The organism is Kitasatospora sp. NPDC101155, assembly GCF_044768305.1.
In the GTDB taxonomy this organism is placed as follows: Bacteria; Actinomycetota; Actinomycetes; order Streptomycetales; family Streptomycetaceae; genus Kitasatospora.
In genome coordinates this window covers 250,225-274,491 of record NZ_JBIWPN010000010.1, presented here as the reverse complement: position 1 = coordinate 274,491, position 24,267 = coordinate 250,225, and the positions used below count along the sequence as shown (strand labels likewise).

Below are 24,267 nucleotides of genomic sequence, written 5' to 3'. Positions count from 1 at the left end.
AAGTACCGGCGCAGATCGCCCCGTTGCGCTCCTGTGACGAAGGCCGGACCGCTCCGGGTCGTTGTCGCGGGCAAGCGCCTCGATGCGCCTACGGGCGCGGGGAACCGGGTTGCGAGGCAGTCGGGGGCTGCGGTGGAACCGGGCAGGCTGTGCAGCGGAGGGCTGCGGCCCGGACGGGGAGGGATCGGTAAGGGCAGCGACGACGGCGCCCGGTAGGTCGAGCATGCCGAACCGTCGTCCAGGGGCGAGCTGATGACGTAGGCGGCGCAGAGTGGATGAGGTGGCAGCCGTGCACTACTGGGCATAGACGTTGGTCCGGACCCGTTCGAGGTCGGAGAGGACCGTGTCCAGCTGCGAGGGATCGTTGGCGAAAGAGAGAACGGCTTGGTAGAACGCGCTCTGCATCGCGTCCGGCATCAGGTCGGAGGCGTCGAACCGTACGGTCCGGGCGTCGACCAGAAGTTGTCCCAGACGGCGCGACAGGGCATCCGGGTAGGCGGTGCCGGGCACCTCGCGGTTCGGGCTCAGCGCTCCGCCTCGCGCCACCCAGATCCGTTGTGCCTCGGGTGTCGTGAGATAGGCGATGAGCTGCCGGGCGGCGGCCGTGGAGTGGAACATTCCGAGCAGGTCTCCCGCCACCTCCTCCGTGCCCCCGAACGCCTGGTCGATGATCGGGAACCGGGTGAAGTCGAAGTCCTCACCGGCTTTGAGGCGCGGGTCGGTCTGTTGGTAGTAGCCCGTGATGAAGGACGCCGCGTGCTCGAAGTAGCACCCCGGGGTCGCGTTGAACAGCGAAGCGCCCGAGGCGCCGAAGTTCGTGAGCAGCATGCCGCGGGCATCACCGCGGACCAGGCCCTTGGTGCCGATGACGTCGCCCCAGGTCTGCCATGCCCGCTTGATCTGGGGAGAGTTCCAGGCGAGCTTGCCCGTCGCCCACTGGTCGTAGACGTCCGGCCCCGACTGTGCCAGGACGATGTCCTCCAGCCAGTCGGTGCCCGGCCAGCCGGAGGCGGAGCTCGACTCCAGCCCGACGCACCACGGGGAGACACCTGACCCGGCGATCAGCCGGTCCAACGCGTTCAGCCGGTCCCAGCTGTCGGGAGGCGTCCAGCCGTGTGCGGCAAGGGCTTTGGGGGAGTACCAGATGAGGCTCTTCACGGATGCCTTGACGAACACGGCGTACTGCTTGCCGTCCACGGCGCCCAGCTGCACCCAGCTCGAGCCGTACTGCTTGGTCATGCCCGGCAGGTCGAGCGCATCGTCGAGCGGGGCCAGCCGACCGGCTCGGGCGTACTGCACCAGCTTTCCGGGACTGGCCAGGACGGCGAGGTCGGGCGGGGTCCCGTTGCCGACCCGATCGGCCAGGACGGTGTCCGAGTCCCGGGAGCCCTGGTAGTCCACCTTGATGCCGGTCTGCCGCTCGAACGGTGCGACCATGGCCAGGAACGCGTCCTGCTCGCTGCCGGTCCAGGTGCCGAGCACGTGGACGACGGGCCCCGATCCGCCGGTGCCGCAAGCCGCGACGCCGCAGAGGGCGACGAGGAGGAGCGCGAGGCCACCTCGGGCCCAGACCTGACGGCCGCACCGGGCCAGAAAGCTCGGCCTCGTCATCGCGCCGCCCGGTACTCGTCGATGCGTGTCCACAGGCCGCCCAGGCACAGCACCGCGATGGCGACGCACAGCACGGCGAGGGCAGGGCCCAGGCCCGGATCGGAGCGTGCCGATGACTCGGCGTCGGCCAGCCGTTGCCGATGGAGGTCCGTGAGACTGGCAAGGTCGGCGTCGAGCGCCGCGCCGGCCCCGCCCAGCTGCGCGCCGCCCGGGCCCACGGCCGTGGACACCATGGCGGGGTCCGATGCCGGCGCCGCATCGGAGCCGAGCGCGGCGGCCTGCCGTCGCAGGTCGGCATCGGCCTCGGTGAACTGCTGGAAGTCCTGGAGTGTGCGCAACGCGGCGCCCCGCTCTCCCGAGTGGTGTTCGGGGTCGGTGCCGAGGCCGGCGTGGAGCAGGCCGGCGAGAATTCCGTGGAGTGGGGGCTCTTCGCTCCGGGCGGCCGCGACCACTGCCGGGGTGACCGCAGGATCTGCCAGCGGGACGGTGTAGGTGGCGAAGTCGTTGGGGAAGCCCTGTCCGGGGAGGGTCTCGACGATCGCCAGCGCGTCGCTGCCCGCCGCCTGCGCGGCGAGCGTGCGGGCCTGCCAGGAGGCGGTCAGCCGGGGGAGCGCCCCGTCGCAGGCGGTGCTGAAGGCCCGGTCGGTGTGCAGGGTCTGCACGGTCATCCAGCAGGACAGTGCGAACAGCAGCACGGACGCGGCGAGCAGCGGTAGGTTGATCCGCCGGTGGAAGTGGCTGCTCAGAAAGCGCTGCGTACCGACGAGCAGGATCAGGGTGACCGCGGCCGGGGCGAGCACGCCGAACAGCGCGGCCGGTGCCAGCCATCGGCTGTGCCGCTGCCGGTCCAGCTCCTGCTGCTCGGCGGCCTGCAGTTGCCAGACGTGGGCGAGGACCCCGTCAGCGGGTTTGTGCATCAGGCTCGAGGCGTAGCTCAGATAGGCGGCGCCGAGGGCACCTTGCCCCGCGGTGGCATGAGCCTGCTCGATCAGGCTGGTGTACTCGACGATCAGCCCCTCGATGGCCTGCAGTTGCACGCTGCCGGCGGGTCCCGTCGCATCGTGCTCGGCGGCCCGCTCCAGGGCTTGGTGCGCCGACTTCAGATCGTCCTGGTAGCGCTGGCCGGGGCCACTCAGGTGGACCGTCCCCGACGCGAAGCTCCCGGTCGCGACGCGGTCCGCGTCGGCCAGGAAGTAGGCCAGCTGCGAGGTGTCGACAAGCGCCGGAACCGCGCGGGTTTCAGCCGAGGACACCGTGGCGCGGGCGCTGGTGTGGGCGAATTCCAGCGTCCCCCATAACGCCGCCGTGCAGAGGAGCAGCGCGAGGGCGGCCCGTCGTAGCCGTGCCGGAGTGGTGGGTGGTGCGGTGGACCCGCGGCGGAAGGAGCGCGACCGCGATCGCACCTCCACGGTTGCCGCCATCGATCAGGACCGTCCGGCTTCTGCGGCAGTGCTCACCATAATCCCGCCCCAGGTTCGACCCGCAGTGGCTCCAACTGGCTGACGCTCACCTTAACCACAGGATTACGGCGGGACCACCAGAAGTACGGATCTGATGATCCGTCATTCCGTTCAGCCGTGCCCCGCGGTGTCCGCACCCGGGGGTCACTGCCGTGATCGGGCAGGGCCGACGCCTGTTCTCCAGGCTGACTCCGAGGTTGCCGTTGCCGAACAGACGACTCAGCGCACTCATGCCAGGAGCGCGACGGAGAGAACCGACAGCTCGTCAGGGTCTCAGCTCGACCTTTCCGGACGCGGGGAGCCCCTGCAGCGTTACGGGAGGCGCCAGTCCACCGGCTGGCTTCCCTGCTTGACCAGTAGGTCGTTCGCGCGGCTGAACGGGCGGGAGCCGAAGAAGCCGCGGTCCGCCGACATCGGGCTCGGGTGCGCCGACTCGATCGCCGGCACCGGCCCCAGCAGCGGGCGCAGGTTGCGGGCGTCCCGGCCCCAGAGGATCGCCACCAGCGGGCCGCCCCGGGCCACCAGGGCGCGGATCGCCTGCTCGGTGACCTCCTCCCAACCCTTCCCGCGATGCGCCGCCGGCTTGCCGGGCGCCGTGGTCAGCGCCCGGTTCAGCAGCAGCACCCCCTGCCTGGTCCACGACGTCAGGTCACCGTTGCTCGGCGGCGGGCAGCCGAGGTCCTGGCCCATCTCCCGGTAGATGTTGACCAGGCTGCCAGGGAGGTTCCGCACCTGCGGGTCAACCGCAAAGCTGAGACCAATGGGCATCCCCGGGGTGGGGTACGGATCCTGCCCGACGATCAGAACCCGCATCTCATCGAAGGGCTGCTGGAACGCCCTCAGAATGTTCGCGCCAGCGGGAAGATACGTCCGCCCCGCCGCGACCTCCGCGCGCAGGAAGTCGCCCATCGCGGCGATCCGCCCCGCCACCGGCTCCAGAGCCTTCGCCCAGCCTGGATCGACGAGTTCGTGCAAGGGCTTCGCGCTGCTGTTCGGTCGGAATGGCGGGTGCGCTCTCGGACCAGCGCTCCACCCACTCGGCAACGGTCATCATGCGGTACCTGCCCTCGCTCCGAAACCAGTGTTCTCGGGACTCGCGCATGGCCGGAAACCGGATCCGATAGCCGCACCTGCCGCGCAGTCCGGGACTGCCCTGCGTTGGCCACGGTCATGCAGTCCGACCTCGACCGGACGTCCGTAAAGATCGAAGTCGGCGGCTGCTCCCCCAGGCTTGGGTCTCGGACCACGGACGCTCGTGGTGGCGATCGAGCTTTGACTGGTGACCCTGGCCCCGGGAGGCCGAACCTGATCTAATCTCAGGTGCTTTGCCAGACAGCCGGGGGGAATTGATGGCGCATCAGGAGCCGGACGGGAGTGAGAGCGAGCCGGCCGGGCTGCCGCTACCGCCCCAGCCATCCGCGCCACGAGCGGAATTCGGCCCGCCACCGCCCGGGGACGGGCCGCCGCCCGCGCTTGCGTCAGGCACGCCGCCCGTGCCTGGACATCCGGCGAGTACACCGCCCGCGTTCGCACCCATACCGCCGGCGGATACCGCCTACCAGCCGACCCTGCGCGACGCCTCCGCCGAACCCAGGCCCCACCGCCGCGAGTTACTGATCGGCCTGGCCTCCGGCGTACTGGCGGTCGGCGTCGGCGGCACGATCTGGGCCCTGCGCGGCTCGCCCGCCCAGCCCGCCGCACAGCCCGCGCCCCCGACGTCCACCGGCACCCGTGTGCCGACCGCGAGCGCGTCGGCGACCGCCTCGGCACCCGCCACCCGAGCCGCCGGGCAGCCTCCTCAGCCCGTCTGGACCTTCGAGGCACCGGGGCAGAACCAGCCCCACCTCGTGGCGGCAGGCTCCACCCTGCTGGTGGTCGGTAGCGAACTCACCGCACTGGACCCGGCGACGGGCCAGCAGCAGTGGGACTTCCGCAAGCTCTGGCCGATGTTCGACTACCTCGGCGCGTCCCCCGTCACGCTGGGCCGCACCCAGGTCGTGGCGAGCTCCGGTGAGCGCAGCCTCACCTGCCTGGACCTGGCGACCGGCGGCACCGTCTGGCAGGCCGCCCCGCCACCCACCCTGACTGTCGGCCAGTTCCTGGGCTACGACGACAAGATCCTGTACGTGCTGGCTAAGCAGGCACCGAACGGCGGCGCCTGGGCGGACATGCCCAGTGGCACCAAAGGCGATCCAGTGATAGCCGCGCTGGACTGCGTCAACCAGAAGACCCTCTGGACGCTCCCCCTCCACCTCAGCACGCGCGACAGCCTGCCGCTGCTGGTCACCGCGAGCCGCTTCATCTACACGGACGGCCAGGGCAGCCTGGTGGTGCGCGACATAGCCAGCGGCCAGCAGCTCTGGTCGGCCGGCGACCCCGGTGACGGGGCGATGAGCGGCTTCCCCGTGATCATCGGCGACACTCTGTTCGCCGGGGATCCGGAGATACAGAATCCCAGACACCGCAACGGCTACGTCCGGGCCTTCGACCTGGCCACCGGTGCGCCCAAGTACCAGGGTCGGAGCTGGCCTGACCTGGAGAACCCCTACGTGGAAGCCGCCGACGGGCAGCTCTACCTCTGGAACCCGGACCGGGTCACGGCCGTTGACCCCGCCACCGGCACCGTGCGCTGGGCCAGGAGGTCCGATGCGCACTTCATCAGCAACTCCGGGTTCCGAGTTGCCGGCCCTACCGTCTTCACCTGGCCGCTACCGCGGGACAGCCCGACCATCACCGCCATCGACCGCGCCGACGGAACCGACCGCTGGACGTACCGGGCGAACGTGCAGGCCTCGTTCTACAGCTTGTGGAGCGCCGCCGCCGACAGCGACCGCCTGTACCTCGCCCTGGACAACCAGGTCCTGGCCCTGCCAGCCGTCTGACGGCGCTCCAGTCCATCCGGAAGAGAATCCATGGAACCGCTCGAACTCGACGATCCCGCCACAGTCGGCCCCTACCGGCTGATCGCCCGGCTCGGCGCCGGCGGGATGGGCCGGGTCTACCTCGCCCGCTCGGCCGGCGGCCGCACCGTCGCGGTGAAGGTGGTCCGCGCGGATCTCACCGAGGAGCCGGGGTTCCGCGCCCGCTTCCGGTTCGAGGCCGAGGCCGCCCAGGCGGTGGACGGCGCCTACACCGCCCCCGTGCTCGATGCCGACCCCGACGCCGAACTCCCCTGGCTCGCCACCGAGTACATCCTCGGCCCCTCGCTCGCCGAGGCGATCGCCGACCACGGTCCGCTGCCCGCCTCGACGGTCGCCGCGCTCGGCGCCGGCCTCGCCGAGGCGCTGATCGCGATCCACGCGGCCGGCCTGGTCCACCGCGACCTCAAACCGTCCAACATCCTGCTCTCCACCAGCGGCCCACGGGTGATCGACTTCGGCATCGCCCGGGTCCTGGAAGGCACCCGGCTAACCACGACCGGCGTCGTCGTCGGCTCCCCCGGCTTCATGTCCCCCGAGCAGGCTAGCGACCTGCCCGTCGGAACGCCGAGCGACGTCTTCGCGCTCGGCTCGGTCCTGCTCTACGCCGCCACCGGGCACGGCCCGTTCGGGTCCGGCATGGCCGCCGCCATGCTCTACCGCGTGGTGCACGACCAGCCCGACCTCGCCGGCCTGCCGGATGAGCTGCTCCCGGTCGTCCAGCACTGCCTGGCCAAGAACCCGGCCGCGCGCCCGCAGCCACGGGAACTGAGCCGCCTTCTCTCGCCCGGCGGCGCCCCGGCCGCACTCGCCGACGGCTGGCTGCCCACACGGGTCGCGTCCGCCATCGCCTCGCACGCCGCCCGCGTGATGAACCTGGACAGCCCCGCCGCCGCCCCCTCGCCCGCACCGCCCGCGGCGCCGACCGAGCTGGGCACCATGCGGCTGGGCGCCCTCCCCCCGAGCGTACCGACGGATCCGCCGACCCCCGGCCGGCGCACCCTGCTGGCGAGTCTGCTCGGCGTGGCGGTCGTTGGTGGAACCGGCTTCGGCGCCTGGGAGTTGACCAACTCGCCCAGGACCCGCACCTCGTCCCACGACGGTGCCGTCCCGGGCAGCCCCGCACCGTCCACCCGGGTCTGGCCCAGCCATGCCCCGGGCATTCCACCGGCCCCGCTGTGGACCTATCACGGGCAGAAGGTGCCGAACATTCCTGCGGTGGCCGGCGGCGGCCGGGTGCTGGTCTCCGGCGGCACGGTGACCGCGCTCGACCCGGCAGGCGGTGGCGCGGTGACGTGGACCTTGCAGGGGCAGCCCAACGCCGCCGAGTACCCGCCGTTCGTACTGTCGGGTTCCACGGTGGCGATGGTGGTCCGCAACGAGGACTTGACCTCCAGCCTGGTCGCGTACAGCACCTCGGACGGCCAGGAGCAGTGGCGGACCCGGGGCGTGCCCGGCTCCGGCCTGTCGAAGGTGCTGGCCGCCGACGCCTCCACCATCTACCTGCGCGTCACCGGGGGCGCGGTCGCGGTGGACCGGACCACCCACCAGCCCACCTGGAGCCAGCCCTGGGCCGACTTCGACGACGACTACGGACAGGTGCTGGTCACCGGCACCACCCTGCTGCGCAGCTCGCGGGCCGGCTCCGCATACGGCCTGGTGGCACACGACGCGCGGACCGGCAACGTCCGCTGGACGTATCCGTTCCGCACGGACGACCTGAGCAGCAGTCACGAGTTCACGGCAGACGACCGGAACGTCTACCTCGCGGGGGCCGAACTCGTCGCGCTGAACCTCACCACAGGACAGACCGTCCTCACCCTCCCCAACCCCGACGCCAGCGACGGCTTCGGCTCGGCGGTGGTCCACGACTCGGTGATCTACGCCGCCGAGGCCACCAACCGCACCAGAGCCGTCTACGCCATCAACGCCACGGACGGCAAGCAGCTCTGGCGTACCACCCTGCCGACCCTCACCACGGATCACCGCCAACCCCTGGTGATCGGCGCGGTCCTGTTCTTCGCCGCCTTCGACGGCTTCTTCGCGCTCGACCGCGCGACCGGCCGACTGCTCTGGACCTTTTCGGATACCGCGCGGCCCGGAACGCCCTGGCGGTTGAGCAGCGACGGCACCCTGCTCTACGCGCTGCACGGCGACACGCTCTACGCCTTGCCGCCCGAATAGGACCGGGCAGGCCCTGGGCAATACCAGAAATCCAAGCTCGGGTACCCCGTTGAGGCGACGCGACTTCCCTGTCGGCATCGTGCACGGCGAGGAGTCATCGCGTACCACCGCACGGGTTGGAGTCGAGCGTCCGCCGACCTGGTCTGTTCTCTTGGAAGCAGGGGGCAAGGACTTCGCGGACGAGGTTGTCGCGCCGCCGGGCCTTTCCCCGGCGTTGGCACGGGTGATCGAACTCATGGGTCAGGTCGAGATGGTCAGGGCGTTCAACGAACTCGGGGTCCTGCTCGACTCCGAGGACTGGGACCCGCAGCCGCGCGCCGTGCTGCTTCTGGCTCGCTTCAACGAGGCTCGGGGCGAAGTCGAACCGATGCTGCGTGCCTACGGGGTCGCGGCGACTTCCGAGCATCCTGAGATCGCGCCGCTGGCCTCGTGAAAGCCTCCAGGCCGGCGAGTCCCAGCAGCCCGACCAGCGGCAGTGTCAGCACCCCGAGCATCAGAGGGCGGTACGTGACTTGATGTCCGTTTCGGTGTCGCCTGATCGTGTGGCTGTGGGGACTCCCGGCCGATCGACGAGTACACCTCAGGCCGAAGCGGCTGGGCGCCTACATGCGTGCCACCCTGGGCGGCGCCAAGCTCGTCGGTATCGGCAGCACCCCACGGCTGGGTGGACCACCTACTTCGCCCGTTGACAGCGCCGACGAGGTGTCACAGCGCGTCCACGAGTGCGGCGGCAACGTCGCCGTCGATGCGCTGCAGGTGGAGCAGGCCGGGCGACCGGTGAGCGCGGCGGACGTCTCGGGCGCTGTGTTCGGCCTCTGGCAGGGCGAGGAGCACCTCGGTTGGCAGGTGGCCGACTGGAACACCTGCTGGCGCCCGACAAGGCGCCCCGGTGCGGCGTCGAACAAGGCGATCCGGCAGGCGCTTGGCGACCTCCAACTGCCCGGCCTGAGCGTTGAGCCCCCGGTCACTTTCGGACGAAGAGCACCTCGTACGCGAGGGGCACCAGGTACCAGGCCATCAATCCCAGGCCGCCGCCGAGCCATACCAGAAAGATGGTGATGGTCAGCCGAAGACGGAACCTGCTCCAGTACTCCGCCCGTCGGCCGTCGGGGGTGTCGGTGCGCCAGATCGACGGGACGTCGACGCGGCCCTCGGAGATGGCCACCGCCGCTCGTTGCACATCCCCGGGGTGGTAGTAGTAACTGTCCTGGCCCTTCCCGTACGTGCCGTAATCCTTCCCGGGGATCATGTGGCTGCGGACACCCGCCAGGTGGGCCACGCGTCCCACCCAGTCCGGTCGTACGGACCACAACGTGCCGACCTTGATAGGGCTCAGCCAGTTCCTCTTGTCGGGGGCCTCGTCCGGACCGGGGTCGCCTGATGACGGTTCGGGTGTTTCGCCCGCCGGGACGGGCGGTCCTGGATCCGGTGTGTGCGGCATGCAGCCCCCTGATGCGACAGGCCACCAGTACACACCTCCCGTCCTTCGCAGCGCCAGAGTGCCTGCGGCACCAGACCGCCTCCCACCACGGGCCCCTTCCTACGCACTTCGGATCACCACGTACAGCCGCCCGGCCCCGGCCCCATGGTGGGGCGGGGGCCGCGCGGTGGGTGAACGCGGTGGTCAGCTGTTTGCTGATCGTCCCGGGTGCCGTCGCCACTCCCGGCTCATGCCGAGCTCGGTCAGCTGGGCGTGCGGCGGGTTGGTGATCCGTTTCGACAAGGTCCGCTGGTCGCGTTTTCGTAGGCGATGCTACGGGCGGGCTGGGCGAACGAGCCGGGTTCGGGCACGGCGAGGATCCCCGGCGGTCATTCGCTTGAGTTTGAAGCGGAGCCTCGGCGCACCTGTCCAAAGCGGTTCGGGAGGCGTCGGAGTCTGATTCCTTCGGCCCCGTACCGATACGGCCGGGCGGGGTCGAGGTACGCCCAGGGGTTTGTTCGGGGTCCGCCCGGAGCACTAGGTACGGGAGGGGGCCGGCATGTATCTCAAGGAACAAAACCCGCCACCCGGCTGCGGGATCGTACTGCTCGTGGGCTTGCTTGTCTCAGCTCTGTTCTTCGGTCTCATCTTCTTGATCGCCTCCCAAGACCACAGTGGCAGCGACAGGAGGTGCACTGGCGGTGCCTACGAGGTCGAGTGCCAGTGAACTTGATCGAGTGGTGTCGAAGCCGTTCGGCTGACAGTTGATGTCCGCTTCGTCGTTGCGATTTGGGCGAGTGGGCCGGTCGCGGGTTTGCCAGGCGGTTACGGTCGCGGCCTGGTGAACAGTCCCGGCTCGGTCTCGGCCAGGATCCCGCGCCCGGTCAGTCGCTTCAGTTTGATGCGGACGTTGTTGATGTTGTTCGGCATGAGACCCAGGTCCATTGCCTCGCACACGTTCCTCGCCCGCAGTGGGGCGTCGGCTTCGGCGAACACGGCCATGATCTGCTGGTAGGCCGGGCCGTCCGGCAGGGCCGGAGTCGATGTGGCCGGTGCCAGGGGCGCTTCGTCGGGCAGTTCCAGGAGCGTCTTGCGGGTGATCGTGATGTGCTCGGCGGCCTGGGCGAGTCCGTCCAGCAGCGCGGTCAACTGCGCGATCTGCCGCTCGCGAACCTCCAGGCGGGCCAGCAGGGCACCAAGGGTCTGCTGTGGGTCGCCGCTCACGCGCCGCGCCAAGACGGGGTGGAGGTGCACCGGGTTGCGCTCGACGATCTCCACCGCGATGCCCAGGCCGGCGCCGTGGTCGACCACGGTCTTCTTACCACGGCGATCACCAGGCCCGGCACGTCGACGGCCAGCCCTCGCTTGCGGCCCGGCACCTTCTTGGCGGCGTCCCGTCCGGTCGTGGCCGCGGGTACCCCGGCGGCGGCATGCAGGCTCTGGGTGTCGAGCGCCACCAGGCTCGGTCGGCCAATCTGATGGAGCGGTCCGTCCCGCGCGGGTGGTGTGTCACTGTCTCGTCCTGATGGCCCAACTGCCCTGTCCCGGACCGCAGTAGGCGGTCAGACTGGCTCGGACGGTCACCGGACGGGTGAACAGGGGAGAAGCGCGATGGTCTGGGGCAGCAGTACCTGGCTGGACAGGCGCAGGTCATCTGCGAAGACCCAGGCCGCGCCGCACCCGCGGGCGCTGCGGCTCAGTGGCCGGGCCGCCGTTCTCGCCCCGCTGGCGCTGCTGGGCGCGATCCTGCTGGGCAGCAACCCGGACCTCGCCCCGGTCGGGCTGTTGCCGGGTGTGGCGGCAGGGGGTGCTGTGCTTGCCGTGCTGGCCATGCTGCAGCGCATGCGGCTGGTTCTGGCGGCGTTCGTGATCGGGGCCTTCGTGCTGTTCGGGGGCGGCGACATCGTCCAGGGTGAGGTGTTGCTGCACTGGGGGGTGCCGAAGACGGCGAAAGTCACCGCGATGCACAGCTACCGGGACGAGAATGACAACGAATCCTGGCGGTGCGAGGTACAGGCGAACGACGGCCCGCCGCTGTCGCACACCACGCTCTGGTACCCCGACTGCACAGAGGAGGACTTCGAAGGCGAGCTCAAGCACCTGACCGTGGACCCGAGCGGCTGGGTCGGGCCCCAGGAGGCGGACCGGGACATGTCCGGGGTCGACCTGCAGGGCGAGCTGGCGGCCGCCGGCCTGGTGGCCCTCGGGGTGCTGATCCTCTGGGCGCGCCACAAGGCTTTGCGTTTCGTCGCGACCACTACCCCGGCCGAGGGATCGCCTCCGGTCGAAAGCTCACCCCTGTCTGGCACTTGACTGCGGTCGGCCAGGACCTGGGCCGACCCACGGCGCGGCTTTTCATGGCTGGCGCAGCAGCAAACGGGTGACGCCCCTCGCGCCGCCGACGAGGGGGCAGTGGCGCCAAACTTGCTGTTCCAGATCTTCACCGAGCGCGCAGGATGAAAGGCCACCGCTGTCGCAACTGACTCACCGTTCACCGAGTGGGACAAGACCTGCGGCACGTCCGCCTCTGCGCGGCCATCGCCGACCGAATCACGTTCCGCTGCACCCTCATCCAGACCGGTCAGGTCGCGGTGGGGATGTAGCGCGCTGCTGCAAGTTTGGCCATCGTTCGAGGTTTCGCGAAGTAGGAGGCGCAGTACTCCGAGTTGATCAGGGGCACGCTCTTGTCGAGGTCGGCGATGCACGCCCAGAGGATGGCAACGCCGCTGTCGTCGGGCTCGCCGTTCAGCTCTCTCTGGACGAGGGCGGCGACGTCCGTCACTGCTGCGGGCGCTCTCACCTGCGCATCCTCCGAGCCTGCACAGACAGGACGATGCATGTGACGCCCGCAATCAGGCACACCAGGATTCCGACGGCGAGCAGAACCACCTGGGTTCCGCCGAGGCCGGGTATGTCGCGCACGTTGGCAATGTCATTGGGGTCGGTGATCTCCTTGTCCGGGTGACCCACGATGAAGACGATCATCGCGATGACCGCGGCAAAGCATGCCGCGCCTGCGGCCGGCAACCAGCCGCCTGCCTTCTGCCACCACTCATCACCGGTGAGCCGGAGTGCGTGCGGGCACCGACCGAGCACCGCGAGGCCCAAAGTGCCGTGCTGTTCGGCCAGTCCGTCCACCCGAACCCGCCTGCCGTCGGCCAAGCGAAGCACGCACCGATAGCCGGTGCCCAGTTGCCGGGCGAGCCTGTTGTCCCGCTGGGCGGTCCGAATGGTGATCGCGGTGACCCGGTCCCAGGCGAAGACCGTCGGCCCCCGCCGGGAGCCGTGGACCAGGCCGCGCTCGCGTACCTCGAAGTACTCCGCCGATCCGCCGCGAACTACCCGGAGAGCCTGAGTCACCGCGATGTAGAGCCCGGCCAAGCCAAGGCCGATGAGCACGCCTACCGCCCTGTGGGCGAGGACCGTCGCGTCATCGCCGACAGCAGTCGCTCCCCACAGGCCCAACCAACCGACCGGGACGCCGATGCCCAGCGCCCAGAAGGCATTCACACATCGCTTGCCGTTGGCAACCGGATGCCTGCTGACAACAGGGCCGAGCTCATCGAACGCGCGTGCCGCATCGATCACCGGGCAAGCCTAGGTCCTGCTTGTGCTCAGATCAAGACCGGTAAAATTTAAACGACTTGATGACATGTCAGTCAACTCCTGACGTTCGTCCGAAGGAGCGCCGGAGCTCGCCGAAGACCACAGCCGGACCTCGCCGTGCTGCGTCAGGCCCGGCGCCACCGCTCCACCGACCGCTCGCTCACCCGCACTGCCGTGGCGATCTCCCCGTTCTTCTGCCCCAGCTCAAAGCGTTCTGCGGCCTGCAGCCGCAACCGCTCGCGCGTGGCCCTCTCCGCGTCGGTCAGCCCGCCGCCCTGCGCGTACCCCACGCCAACAGAGCTACCGGAGGAGACCAGCGGCCGTCAGTCAAACAGCCCCGACATCACCCTTTCAAGACCGTGTCCTACGCGGTGAGGCGGATGAGCCGTTTGTAGCAGCACAGGGCTGCGGCGAGGCCGAGAAAGGCCAGGTAGTTGTGGGGATCGCGCTCGTAGCGGTGGTTGAGTCGGCGGTAGCCGGACAGCCATGATATTGTGCGCTCGATGACCCACCTGCGACGCCCAAGACGCTCGCTGGAGTCGATGCCCTTTCGGGCGATGCGGACGCCTATCCGCTTGCCGCGTAGCCACTTTCGCAGGTGGGGGACGTCATACGCTTTGTCGGCGTGCAGGCGCCCGGGCTTGCGAATGGGACCGCGGCCCGGGGCTTGTCTCATCTGGTAGCCCTCCACCATGGGCTTCAGGGCCTTGCTGTCGTGGGTGTTGGCCGCGCTCACGCCGACGACCAGGGGCAGCCCTCCCGCGTCCGACAGGACGTGCATCTTGGAACCCGGCTTGCCTCTGTCCACGGGGCTCGGACCTGTGAGTTCTCCCCTTTTTGGGGCTCTTGTGTTGGACCTGTGGGTCGGGTCATGTGAGTTGGCGGCGGGGTAGGGCGGGACGGTTGCCGCCGAGGCAGAGCATGACGAGGGCGATGACGGCGTCGGCGGAGCGGAAGCCGAAGCCTCGGCGGATGATGAGCCTGGTCTTCGTGTTCGTGGACTCGATGAGTCCGTTGCTCAACTCCTCGACGATCGCGTGCAGGATGGCGTCGTGGTGGCGTCCGACCTTGCGGGCGAGTTCGACGAAGACCGGAATCCGGCACCGTCTCGCCCAGAACAGCCAGCGGTCCAGCGCCTCGGCGGCGGCAGGCGCGCCCTCCGTCCTAGCGATCCGGTAGATCGTGCGCAGTCCCTCCTTGAGGAGGTAGGCGCGGTGCAGACGCGGGTCGTTGGTAGCGATCCAGGCGAGTTTGGCCTGCTGGCGGGCGGTGAGGTCCTCGGGGTTCTTCCACAGCGCGTGGCGGGAGTGCTTGAGGCGGCGGGCGAGTTCGGGGTCTGCCGCCTGGCGCCTGGCGCGGTTCCAGGCGGCCCGGCGTTCCTCGTCCAGGGCCTCGGTGGCCCACTGCACGACGTGGAAGGGATCCATGGCGCGGACCGCGTTCGGGGCCCGCTCGGCGACGACATCGGCGATCCACTCGGCCCCGTCCGCGCTGATGTGCGTCAGCCGGTGTGCGCGGTCGGCGCCGAGGGCGTCGAAGAACGAGCGGAGCACGTCCTTGCCGTGGCCGTCGGCCATCCACACGACATGCCGGGACTCATGGTGGAACTCGCGCATGAGCGGAACCCGGATCCGATAGCGGCACTTTGACGCTCCTTCGCAGCCAGCAGAGGGCGTCTTGGCAGTCACTTCAGGCAGGCCGGCGCGACGTTCGCCGCGCCGGCCAGTCAGCGCTCCTTGACGGCATGCAGCAGTGTGACGCCGAGCCACGGGCCGCCGGGGCCGAGTGGGCGCAGTGTGCCCTGGTCGAGGTGCTCGGCATACTTCCTGGCCATAGACCAGGGATCGGCGATGAGCAACTGCCCGCCTGGGCGCAGTACTCGCATGGCCTCGTCCAGCGCGCGGTAGCGCCCCTCGGCCGATGGGATGTTGTGGATCGCCATCGCGCTCGTCACGACGTCGAAAGAGCCGTCAGGGAACGGTAGTGCGGTCATGTCGGCCGTGCGCACCTCCACCCGGTCGGCGATCCCGGCCGCGGCGGCGTTGGCGAGCGTGACTTCGGGGCTGTTGCCGCTCTGGTCCCTTGTCCACAGGTCCGTGCCGACGGCGCGTCCCATCGGCAGCCGCTTGGCCGCCGCGATCAGCACTGCGCCACGGCCGCAGCCCAGGTCCAGGAGCTGCTCGTTGCCTTGCAGGCCGACGCGATCCAGCTCCCGTTCCCAGATGCGCAGCTTGCCATGCAGCGTGGTGTGCAGGTACACGCCGGCGTTGGCCAGCAGTACCGCCCCGGTGGCCGCCATCGCGATGCTGCCTGGCCGTCGCCAGGCGGCTGCCAGGCAGCATGCCACGCCGGCGGCGCCGAGCACCGCGGGGACCGCGGGCGCGTCGACTCCGTACCGCGGCGACCACCGGAATGCCGGCAGAGGGGGTTCGTTCAGGTCCTTGGACATGAGGTACTCCTTCGGTGAACCGGGTTACACGGTGGCGGACTGGGGCGCGCGGGCGGACTGCTTCCGCGCGGGGGGCTCGATGGTCAGGTGCGGCAGACGGCGGTCCAGCGAGCGGGGCAGCCACCAGTTGGCCCGGCCGCACAGGTACATCACGGCCGGTACGAGCACCGTCCGAAGGATGAACGCGTCCAGCGCCACGGCGGCGGCCAACCCGACGCCGAACTCGGCGATGTTGCGCTGGCCCATGAACACGAATGCGGCGAACACGGCGATCATGATCATTGCCGCGGCGGTGATCACCCGGGCGGTGTCGGTCACGCCGACGAGCACCGACCGGGTGTTGTCACGGGTGTGCGACCATTCCTCGGCCATCCTGCTGACCAGGAACACCTGGTAGTCCATCGACAGACCGAACAGGACCGCCAGCACCAGCTCGGGCAGATAGCCCTCGATCGGGCTGGGCGCGCCGAGCCCGAATGCCCTGGTTCCCCAGCCCCACTGGAAGAACGCGGTGAGAACGCCGAACGAGGCCGCCGCCGCCAGCAGGTTGAGCAGCGCCGTGATCGCGGGGATGAGCAGGCTGCGGAAGGCGAGTACGAGCAGCAGGAAGCTGAAACCCACGATGGTGATGAGCAGCCAGGGCAGCTTGTCGCTCGTCGTCGCGGCGAAGTCGTTGAACGTGGCCGTCAGGCCACCCACGTAGACCTGCAGCGTGGTGCCGTTCGTGTAGTGCGGCACGACCGAGTTGCGCAGCCGGTTGATCAGGGTGGAGGTGGCCGGGGCCTGCGGCGCCGTGGTGGGGAAGACCTGGGTCACCTCGATCGCCGGCCCGGTAGCCGACCCGGTTTGCGCGGGCGCGGTCTGCACGGCGGCCACCCCGGGCACCGCGCTGAGCGCCTGGTTGAGCTGGTCCAGCGCGGCGCGGTCAGCCGGGGACTGCGTCTGGGCGACCCGGACCAGCGGGCCGTTGAAGCCCGGCCCGAACCCCTCGGCGAGCATTTCGTAGGACTTGTAAGTGTGGGTTGACGTGGGGTCGTTGGACGCGTCGGCGAAGCCGAGCCGCAGGTGCAGCACGGGAGCGGACACCACGACCGTGACCGCGAGCCCCAGGGAGACGAACACGGCGGCGAACCGCGGCACGGTGCGCGACCAGCGCGCCCACAAGCCGTTGCCGATCGTAGCCTGGCCCAGCTCGCCGGCCCGCAGCCGACGGCGCTGTTTGCGGCTCAGCGCGCGCGAACCGAACACCCCGAACAGCGCGGGCAGCAACGTGACGGCCGCGACCACAGTGCACACCACGGTGAGCGCCGCCGGGACGGCCAGCCCGTCGATGAACTGCAAGTTGACGGCGAGCAGGCCGAGCAGGGCGATGCACACCGTGCCGCCGGCGAACAGGACCGCGCGGCCTGAGGTGTTGAGCGCCTGCACGGCGGACTGCTCCGGGTCCAGCCCGGACTGCAGACCGCGGCGGTGCCGGGTCACGATGAACAGGGCGTAGTCGACGCCGACGCCGAGGCCGATCAGCGCGCCGAGGATCGGCGCGATGCCGTTCACGGACATCATGTGGCTGAGCGGGGCCATGAGCAGCATGCCGCTGGCCACCCCGGCCACCGCGGTCACGATCGGCAGCACCATCGCGAGCAGCGATCCGAACGCGATGACCAGGATGACGGCGGCGGCGACGATGCCGATCAGCGACGCGTTCGACGCCGGCGTCTGCTCCGCGCTCGCGATCGCCTTGCCGCCCAACTCGACCGCGAGGCCCGGCTCACGGGCGGCCGTCGCCGCGATGATCACCTGGTTGATGTCGGCATGGTCCAGGTCGTCTGCCGCCTTGGTGAAGTTCACCGTGGCAAAAGCGGTGCGCCCGTCCGAGCTCACCTGGACCTGGCTGCCCGGCGCGTAGGGGCTGGCGACCGAGGCCACCTCGGGCAGGTGCGACACCTGCGTGAGCATCGCCGAAATCCGCTGCTCGATGGCTGGATCGGTGACGCTGCCGTGGCTCACCTGCCAGACGATCTGGTCGGAGTCGCCCGCCTGGGCCGGCGCCGACCGCAGCAGCAGTGCCTGGGCGTTGCCCGATCCGGTTCCCGGAAGGGTGAGCGAGTTGTCGTACGTCGTCCTCGCCGCCTGCGACATCACCGTCAGACCGATGAGCAGACATATCCAGGCACTGATGACAACAAAGCGATGCTGGTAGCACCAGCGTGCAAGACCCGACATGATCCTCCGTCCTTGTGGTTCGGCTCCTCATCGTCCGGGCCGCGCATCGCCGGGTCGTCGGCTCGCCGCAGCGATTGCACTGATCGCGACCGCGCCATCCGTCGTGGCTTTCGGCTCCACCTACTGCGCCGGCAGTAGTTCGGTTGCTCGTGGCGGCTGCGGCTGCGGCTGCGGCTGCCTACAGTCCAGCTATGTGGGGGAGCGCCTGGAACAGACTGATGGGCCGTCAGGAGTTGCTGCTTCTTTCGGCGGTAACGACGGTGGTGCTGTTCTCGGTGGTGACGATCCCCACCGACATCCAGCACGCGCTGAGCTCCCACCGGCCGCTGAGCTGGTTGGTGTCCACCGTGGTCTACGCGGCCCTGGTGGCGCATCGGCAGTTCCCGTTCGGCACCGCGGCAGTCACCGTCATCGGGTCAGTGGTACTCATGGCCGAGGGGATGGCCTACCCGCTGACCCTGCCGGCGGTCTTCTACGTGCTGTATTCGGTCGCGCTGAAGGCCGGCCCGGGCCGGACACTCGCGGTCGGCGTCCCCGTCAAGGCAACGCTGCTCTGCGCCTCGCTCATCACCCACCCCGGCATCACCGGCTTCGTCGTCCTGCTGTGGGCGGCCCTGGCCGTGACCAGCGGCAGCGCGTCCCGCAGCCACCGCGGCTACGTCGCCGAGGTCGAGAAGCGCGCGAGGCGAGCCGAGCAGGCCAGGGAGGACGAGGCGAATCGCCGGGTCACCGAAGAACGGCTGCGGATCGCACGGGACCTGCACGACGCCGTTGGGCACCATGTCGCCCTGATCAGCGTGCAGGCCGGCGCGCTGGCCTGCACGCTCGACGACGAGGACCTCACCCAGGCCAGGGAGTCGCTCGCCCACCACGTCCTCGGCCGTGAGCTCACGCGTCGCCGCGGGGGCGATCCCCGACAGGTTCCTGATTCGCGGGCGCCGGGCCTGCCTAGGGCAGTCGCCAGTCCACCGGCTGCGCCCCCTGCCGCACCAGCAGCTCGTTCGCCCGGCTGAACGGCCGGGAGCCGAAGAAGCCGCCGTTCGCCGAGTACGGGCTCGGGTGCGCCGACTCGATCGCCGGGATCTCCCCCAGCAGCGGCCGCAGGTTACGGGCATCGCGCCCCCACAGGATCGCCACCAGCGGGCCGCCGCGCGCCGCCAGCGCACGGATCGCCTGCTCGGTGACCTCCTCCCAGCCCTTGCCCCGGTGCGCGGCCGGCTTGCGCGGCGCGGTGGTCAGCGCCCGGTTGAGCAACAGCACGCCCTGGTCGGTCCACGGGGTGAGGTCCCCGTTGGACGGCTGCGGCAGACCGAGGTCGTTGCCGTACTCCTGGAAGATGTTGATCAGGCTCGCCGGGATCGGCCGCACCTCCGGCCCCACCGAGAAGCTGAGCCCCACGGCGTGGCCGGGGGTCGGGTACGGGTCCTGCCCGACGATCAGCACCCGGACGTCGGCGAACGGCTGCTGGAAGGCCCGCAGCACGTTCGGCCCGGACGGCAGGTAGGTACGGCCGGCGGCCAGTTCGGCGCGCAGGAAGTCGCCCATGGCGGCGACCCGCCCGGCGACCGGCTCCAGGGCGGTGGCCCAACCGGGCTCGACGATCTCGTTCAGTGGACGCGGTGCCATGGTGGCCACCCTATCGGCCTACACCGACAGCGCGTTCAGCGGATGATCATGTGAACGAGAAGCCGGACGAGGGCTCCGTGCGGACCACCTGATCACCCCACCGGCCGCCCCCGCAGCACCACCAGCCGCGGGTCCGCGAGCACCCGGACGTCTGCCCGGGGGTCCTCGTCGTACACCACGAAGTCCGCCGAGGCGCCCTCCGCCAGCCCCGGCCGCCCCAGCCACTCCCGCGCGCCCCAACTCGCCGCCGACAGCGCCTCGGCCGGGCTCAGCCCCGCCTTCACCAGCTCGGCCACCTCGTCCGCGACCAGCCCGTGCGCGAGCGAACCGCCCGCGTCCGTGCCGACGAAGATCGGGATGCCGGCGTCGTGCGCGGCGCCCACGGTGTCGTACCGGCGCTCGTGCAGCCGCCGCATGTGCGCCGACCAGGCCGGGAACTTCTTCTCGCCGCCGGCCGCCAGCTCCGGGAAGGTGGCGATGTTGACCAGCGTCGGGACGATCGCCACCCCGCGCTCGGCGAAGGCCGGGATCAGCTCCTCGGTCAGTCCGGTGGCGTGCTCGACGCAGTCGATCCCGGCCGCCAGCAGGTCCGGGAGCGACTCGGCCGCGAAGCAGTGCGCGGTGACCCGCGCGCCCTCCTCGTGCGCCGCCGCGATCGCCTCGACCAGCGCGTCGCCGGGCCAGCAGGCGGCGAGGTCGCCGTGCTCGCGGTCGATCCAGTCGCCGACCAGCTTCACCCAGCCGTCCCCACGCCGGGCCTCGGCCCGGACGTAGGCGGCGAGGTCGCCGGGCTCGATCTCGTGCGCGTAGTTGCGGATGTAGCGGCGGGTGCGGGCGATGTGCCGCCCGGCGCGGATGATCCGGGGCAGGTCCTCGCGCTCGTCGATCCAGCGGGTGTCGGCGGCCGAGCCGGCGTCGCGGATCAGCAGGGTGCCGGCGTCACGGTCGGTGAGCGCCTGCTTCTCGCTGGTCTCGGCGTCCACGGCGCCGTGCGCGTCCAGTCCGACGTGGCAGTGGGCGTCCACCAGGCCGGGCAGCGCGAAGCCGGTCACCGTCCGGACGTCCCCGGCGGTCAGCGGGCGGGTGAAGGTCACCCGGCCGTCCACCACCCAGAGTTCGTCCCGGACCTCCTCCGGACCGACCAGCACCCGACCCCGGACGTGCAGCACCGCGCCTTCACTCATGGCCGCACTCTACCGACGGGGGCGTTCCGTGTAAGCAGTCAGAATGCGGCAGACTCGTTTCCGCACCCACCACCCCCGCGGCGAAAGGTTTACACCGTGAGTCCGTTCCTCGACCTCCCCCCGCTCAGCGCCGCCGAGTTCGCGGCGATCGAGGACCAGGTGGCCGCACTGCTGCACACCGAGGCCGACGTGATCGTGACCCAGGGTGAGGCGCTCCTGCCGCTGGAGGCCGCGATCCGCAGCGCCGCCCACCCGGGCTCCACCGCGCTGAACATCGTCACCGGCCCGTACGGGCAGACCTTCGGCAACTGGTTGCGTTCCTGCGACACCGAGGTCGTCGACCTCGCCGTCCCCTTCGACAGCGCGGTGAGCGCCGCGCAGGTGGCCGAGGCCCTGGCCGCCGCCCCGGCCGTCGACTTCGTCTCCCTGGTGCACGCCGAAGCCGCGACCGGCAACACCAACCCGGTCGCCGAGATCGCCGCCGTGGTCCGCGAGCACGGCGCGCTGCTGATGCTCGACGCGGTCGCCTCGGTGGCCGCCGAGCCGCTGCTCACCGACGAGTGGGGCATCGACCTGTGCGTGATCGGCGGCCAGAAGGCGATGGGCGGCCCGGCCGGGGTCTCCGCCGTCTCCGTCTCCGAGCGCGCCTGGGAGCGGATCGCCGCCAACCCGGCCGCCCCGCGCCGCTCCTACCTCTCCCTGCTGGACTGGAAGGAGCGCTGGACCGACGCCGGTCGCGCCGTACTCCCGCACGCCCCGGCCCAGTTGGAGATGCTGGCGCTCGGCGCCTGCCTGGACCGGATCGCCGCCGACGGCCTGCCCGCCGTGATCGCCCGCCACCGCGCCGCCTCCGCCGCCACCCGGGCCGGCGTCCGAGCACTCGGCACCCTCACCCCGTACGTCCACGAGGACGCCCACGCGGCCCCGGTCGCCACCACCCTGCGCACCCCGGCCGGCCTGCACGCCGCCGAGCTCGCCGCCGCCCTCGACCCGGCCCTGCCGCTCCAGCCCGGCGGCGGGGCGCTGGCCGCGGAGATGCTGCGGATCAACCACTACGGGCCGGCGGCCTCGCTGGAGACCGTCGGCGCCTGCCTGACCGCCCTCGCGACGGCCACGAAGGCCGAGGCCGAGCCCGCGCTGCTGGCCGCCGAGGCCGCCTGGAACGCGACCGTCCAGGCCTGAGCACGCGGAAGCGGCCCCGGTACGCTTCCGGGGCCGCTTCCGTACGGGCGCTCAGTGCCCGCCCGCGTCCACGACCTCGACGCCGCGGATGTTCCGCTCGATGTCCTCCGCCGGCAGCGAGACGGACAGCGCCCAGTAGTAGACGACCAGCGAGAACAGCACCACGATCACGATGTCCCACCACAACGGCAGGTTCCCCCGCGCGCCCACGCCGAAGGTGCCCTGCCAGGAGATGATCCCCATCCCGACCAGGTAAACCGGCAGCCACTGCCCGGCCTTGAAGTCCATCCGCGGCGCGTGGGGCGCCCCCTTCGACGCGGCGTACGCGGAGTACCCGCCGAGCAGCACGTACCCGATGATGATCGCCAGCCCCAGCCGCCACAGGGTGTCCCAGCCGGACCAGTAGATGATCAGACTCGACACCGCGAAGGCCAGCGGGGAGACGATCGTGCCGCCGGGCAGGCGGTACGACCGCTCCATCCCCGGCAGCCGCTTGCGCAGCACCCCGAAGGCCAGCGGCGCGCCCGCGTACATCAGTACGACGGCCGAGGTGATGAAGCCGACCAGCCGCTGCCAGCTCGGGAAGGGCAGGAAGCAGAGCACGCCGGCGACCCAGGCGATGACCAGGCCGGGCCAGGGCACCGAGTTGCGGTCGGTGTACTGCAGGGCCTGCGGCGCGTAGCCGTTGCGGCTCAGACCGTAGGTGACCCGGGAACTGGAGGTGATGTAGACCAGCCCGGTGCCGGCGGGGGAGATCATCGCGTCGATGAAGAGGATCGTCGCCAGCCAGCCGAGGCCGATCAGGGTCGCGAGGCCCGCGAACGGGCCGCTGATGCCTGGGTAGTCGAGCTTGTTCCAGCCGCCCGCGAAGGTCGACGGCGGCAGGGCGCCGATGAACACCACCTGGAGCAACACGTAGACGATCGTGCCGATCACCACCGACCCGAGCACGGCCCGGGGGATGTCCCGGCGGGGGTTGCGGCTCTCACCCGCCCACTGGATGGCCTGCTCGAAGCCCAGCAGCGCGAAGATCACCCCGCTGGTGCTGATCGCCGCCAGCACACCCTTGGCCTTGTGCGGCGCGAAGCCGTGAATGGTGAAGTTGGAACCGTGGAACTCGGTGAACCCGAGCGCGAAAATGGTCAGGATCGGGACGGCGACCTTCCACACGGTGGCCACGCTGTTGGTGTGGGCGAGGAGCCTCACCCCCAGGAAGTTGATCGCGACGAACACCCCGAGCAGCGCCGCCGCGACCACGAAACCCGCCCCGGTCAGCGTCAGGTCCTGGTTCAGGAGGCCGTCCGCCCACGTCCAGTGCCGGGCGTAGTTGATCATCGCCTGCACCTCGATCGGCGCGATGGTCGCGGCCTGCAGCCAGGTGAACCACCCGAACGACATCCCCGCGAACCCGCCGAACGCGTAGTGCGGATACCGCGCCGTACCGCCCGCCACCGGGAACAGCCCACCCAGCTCGGCGTGGATCATCGCCAGCAGGATGATCGCCACCGCGCCGATTCCCCAGGACAACAACGCCGCCGGCCCAGCCGCCACCGCCGCCTTCTGCGCCCCGAACAGCCAGCCGGACCCGATGATCGCCCCGACCGAGGCCCAGAGCAGTCCGACGAGGCCGACCTCGCGCTTGAGCCCGGCCTGCCCCGTGGGGGGCGATGACGCGGTGTCGGGATGGGCCATGGCGCAGCCGCCTCTCGCCTCGGGGAAATCCCCCCGACAGTGCCGCAGCACCCGGGACTCCCCCGCGCCGAAACGCGCTCCGGCCCACCCCTGTCAGCCAGACGGCGGAAGCGGCCGACGGTGACGTCCGGTCCCCCTCCGCAGCAATGCCACCGGCGTATCGTCCTGCGCCTCGATCAGCTCCCCGTCGCGCCGCATGATCAGCGGATACGCCTCCGAGAAGTCGGCGGCGACGGCCACCGGCCGCCAGGCACGCCCGTCCCACTCGACCACCAGCCGGGGAACGTCCTCGAACGGATGCAGCCCCCACCGATCCTCGGGCGCGAGCACCAGCGCATCCCGCGTCCCCGGCGGCCGATCCCGACCGGCCCGGGCGGCATGCCACTTCGCGAGCGATTCGTCCTCGGGAAAGACCACGTTCGGATCCTCCAACTCGGCATCGCCCCGAGGCTAGCCCGTAGCGCTCGCTCGAACCTCGGAACAAACCGCCCCGGCCGACAAGGCCGGGGCGGTTCATCCGCTCGCTCAGACGGTGCCGAACTCCCCGCTGCGCACGGCGGAGACGAAGGCCACCCACGCGTCGGCGGGGAAGACCAGGGAGGGGCCCGAGGGGTCCTTCGAGTCACGGACAGGAACAGCGTCGGAAGCGACCAAGTTCCCCGCTACCTCAATGCAGTTGCCGCCGTTGCTGCTGTACGAGGATTTGAACCAC

General features: G+C 70.6%; 21 protein-coding genes and 3 pseudogenes. 6 read left to right on the top strand and 18 right to left on the bottom strand.

The genetic code is table 11. From position 1 onward, the window contains the following. Positions 1 to 294: 294 nt before the first annotated feature. The 3 genes from ACIRYZ_RS18225 to ACIRYZ_RS18215 form a co-directional block, all read right to left on the bottom strand. Positions 295 to 1,611 (bottom strand): ABC transporter substrate-binding protein, encoded by a 1,317-nt coding sequence (locus ACIRYZ_RS18225; RefSeq protein WP_402945167.1) that lies wholly within the window; start codon positions 1,609 to 1,611, stop codon positions 295 to 297. Further along, the gene (locus tag ACIRYZ_RS18220; protein ID WP_402945165.1) at positions 1,608 to 3,032 is read right to left on the bottom strand and encodes a hypothetical protein; all 1,425 of its coding nucleotides are present in this window, start codon (positions 3,030 to 3,032) and stop codon (positions 1,608 to 1,610) included. Before ACIRYZ_RS18220 ends, ACIRYZ_RS18225 begins: the two co-directional genes overlap by 4 nt. Positions 3,033 to 3,383: 351 nt before the next feature. Further along, on the bottom strand, positions 3,384 to 4,046 hold the full coding sequence (locus ACIRYZ_RS18215; RefSeq protein ID WP_402945162.1) for a uracil-DNA glycosylase: 663 nt from the start codon (positions 4,044 to 4,046) through the stop codon (positions 3,384 to 3,386). Between the two features lie 518 nt (positions 4,047 to 4,564). Here ACIRYZ_RS18215 and ACIRYZ_RS18210 point away from each other — a divergent pair. The 3 genes from ACIRYZ_RS18210 to ACIRYZ_RS18200 all read left to right on the top strand — a co-directional run bounded on the left by ACIRYZ_RS18210 (position 4,565) and on the right by ACIRYZ_RS18200 (position 8,606). After that, positions 4,565 to 5,953, top strand: coding sequence for a PQQ-binding-like beta-propeller repeat protein (locus tag ACIRYZ_RS18210; RefSeq protein ID WP_402945159.1), 1,389 nt, complete (start codon positions 4,565 to 4,567; stop codon positions 5,951 to 5,953). Positions 5,954 to 5,983: 30 nt separating this feature from the next. Continuing rightward, the gene (locus tag ACIRYZ_RS18205; protein WP_402945156.1) at positions 5,984 to 8,173 is read left to right on the top strand and encodes a PQQ-binding-like beta-propeller repeat protein; all 2,190 of its coding nucleotides are present in this window, start codon (positions 5,984 to 5,986) and stop codon (positions 8,171 to 8,173) included. 79 nt (positions 8,174 to 8,252) lie between these two features. After that, positions 8,253 to 8,606 carry a hypothetical protein gene (locus ACIRYZ_RS18200; RefSeq protein WP_402945154.1) on the top strand — a complete coding sequence of 118 codons (354 nt, stop codon included), beginning with the start codon at positions 8,253 to 8,255 and terminating at the stop codon, positions 8,604 to 8,606. 531 nt (positions 8,607 to 9,137) lie between these two features. On the opposite strand, the gene ACIRYZ_RS18195 is transcribed toward ACIRYZ_RS18200, so the two are convergent. The 3 genes and pseudogenes from ACIRYZ_RS18195 to ACIRYZ_RS18185 form a co-directional block, all read right to left on the bottom strand. Then, entirely contained in the window at positions 9,138 to 9,461 is a 324-nt protein-coding gene (locus ACIRYZ_RS18195; RefSeq protein ID WP_402945151.1) for a hypothetical protein, read from the bottom strand. A gap of 957 nt (positions 9,462 to 10,418) precedes the next feature. Continuing rightward, the gene (locus ACIRYZ_RS18190) at positions 10,419 to 10,817 is read right to left on the bottom strand and encodes a hypothetical protein (RefSeq protein ID WP_402945259.1); all 399 of its coding nucleotides are present in this window, start codon (positions 10,815 to 10,817) and stop codon (positions 10,419 to 10,421) included. Positions 10,818 to 10,847: 30 nt separating this feature from the next. After that, positions 10,848 to 11,059 (bottom strand): annotated as a pseudogene (locus ACIRYZ_RS18185) (IS5/IS1182 family transposase); the annotation flags it as partial. Between the two features lie 145 nt (positions 11,060 to 11,204). Between ACIRYZ_RS18185 and ACIRYZ_RS18180 the strand changes: the two are divergent. After that, a complete protein-coding gene (locus ACIRYZ_RS18180; RefSeq protein WP_402945148.1) occupies positions 11,205 to 11,906 on the top strand; it encodes a hypothetical protein in 702 nt (233 codons plus the stop codon). Between the two features lie 268 nt (positions 11,907 to 12,174). Here ACIRYZ_RS18180 and ACIRYZ_RS18175 read toward each other — a convergent pair whose 3' ends face one another. The 7 genes and pseudogenes from ACIRYZ_RS18175 to ACIRYZ_RS18145 form a co-directional block, all read right to left on the bottom strand. Then, positions 12,175 to 12,393, bottom strand: coding sequence for a hypothetical protein (locus tag ACIRYZ_RS18175; protein WP_402945145.1), 219 nt, complete (start codon positions 12,391 to 12,393; stop codon positions 12,175 to 12,177). Then, positions 12,390 to 13,181 carry a hypothetical protein gene (locus ACIRYZ_RS18170; RefSeq protein WP_402945142.1) on the bottom strand — a complete coding sequence of 264 codons (792 nt, stop codon included), beginning with the start codon at positions 13,179 to 13,181 and terminating at the stop codon, positions 12,390 to 12,392. Before ACIRYZ_RS18170 ends, ACIRYZ_RS18175 begins: the two co-directional genes overlap by 4 nt. A 143-nt stretch (positions 13,182 to 13,324) precedes the next feature. Further along, positions 13,325 to 13,489 carry a helix-turn-helix domain-containing protein gene (locus ACIRYZ_RS18165; protein WP_402945139.1) on the bottom strand — a complete coding sequence of 55 codons (165 nt, stop codon included), beginning with the start codon at positions 13,487 to 13,489 and terminating at the stop codon, positions 13,325 to 13,327. Positions 13,490 to 13,563: 74 nt separating this feature from the next. Further along, positions 13,564 to 14,055 (bottom strand): annotated as a pseudogene (locus ACIRYZ_RS18160) (IS5 family transposase); the annotation flags it as partial. 13 nt (positions 14,056 to 14,068) lie between these two features. Then, positions 14,069 to 14,800 (bottom strand): annotated as a pseudogene (locus tag ACIRYZ_RS18155) (transposase); the annotation flags it as partial. A gap of 125 nt (positions 14,801 to 14,925) precedes the next feature. Beyond that, on the bottom strand, positions 14,926 to 15,648 hold the full coding sequence (locus ACIRYZ_RS18150; RefSeq protein ID WP_402945136.1) for a class I SAM-dependent methyltransferase: 723 nt from the start codon (positions 15,646 to 15,648) through the stop codon (positions 14,926 to 14,928). Positions 15,649 to 15,672: 24 nt separating this feature from the next. Then, a complete protein-coding gene (locus ACIRYZ_RS18145; protein WP_402945133.1) occupies positions 15,673 to 17,871 on the bottom strand; it encodes an MMPL family transporter in 2,199 nt (732 codons plus the stop codon). Positions 17,872 to 18,062: 191 nt separating this feature from the next. Here ACIRYZ_RS18145 and ACIRYZ_RS18140 point away from each other — a divergent pair, with 191 nt between their 5' ends. Beyond that, positions 18,063 to 18,884, top strand: a complete 822-nt coding sequence (locus ACIRYZ_RS18140; protein ID WP_402945131.1) for a histidine kinase — start codon at positions 18,063 to 18,065, stop codon at positions 18,882 to 18,884. Here the strand turns inward: ACIRYZ_RS18140 and ACIRYZ_RS18135 are convergent. Both ACIRYZ_RS18135 and ACIRYZ_RS18130 read right to left on the bottom strand, forming a co-directional pair. Then, the gene (locus tag ACIRYZ_RS18135) at positions 18,820 to 19,497 is read right to left on the bottom strand and encodes a uracil-DNA glycosylase (RefSeq protein ID WP_402945128.1); all 678 of its coding nucleotides are present in this window, start codon (positions 19,495 to 19,497) and stop codon (positions 18,820 to 18,822) included. The two genes, ACIRYZ_RS18140 and ACIRYZ_RS18135, sit on opposite strands and share 65 nt — an antisense overlap. A 92-nt stretch (positions 19,498 to 19,589) precedes the next feature. Further along, entirely contained in the window at positions 19,590 to 20,681 is a 1,092-nt protein-coding gene (locus ACIRYZ_RS18130) for an amidohydrolase family protein (protein WP_402945125.1), read from the bottom strand. A gap of 96 nt (positions 20,682 to 20,777) precedes the next feature. Between ACIRYZ_RS18130 and ACIRYZ_RS18125 the strand changes: the two genes are divergently transcribed. After that, a complete protein-coding gene (locus tag ACIRYZ_RS18125; RefSeq protein WP_402945123.1) occupies positions 20,778 to 21,863 on the top strand; it encodes a pyridoxal-phosphate-dependent aminotransferase family protein in 1,086 nt (361 codons plus the stop codon). A gap of 51 nt (positions 21,864 to 21,914) precedes the next feature. On the opposite strand, the gene ACIRYZ_RS18120 is transcribed toward ACIRYZ_RS18125, so the two are convergent. The 3 genes from ACIRYZ_RS18120 to ACIRYZ_RS18110 form a co-directional block, all read right to left on the bottom strand. After that, entirely contained in the window at positions 21,915 to 23,555 is a 1,641-nt protein-coding gene (locus tag ACIRYZ_RS18120; RefSeq protein WP_402945120.1) for an APC family permease, read from the bottom strand. Positions 23,556 to 23,648: 93 nt separating this feature from the next. Next, positions 23,649 to 23,972 (bottom strand): DUF6087 family protein, encoded by a 324-nt coding sequence (locus tag ACIRYZ_RS18115; protein WP_402945117.1) that lies wholly within the window; start codon positions 23,970 to 23,972, stop codon positions 23,649 to 23,651. Positions 23,973 to 24,080: 108 nt separating this feature from the next. Further along, on the bottom strand, positions 24,081 to 24,267 hold a 187-nt coding region (locus ACIRYZ_RS18110), incomplete at its 5' end, for a DUF397 domain-containing protein (RefSeq protein WP_402945115.1).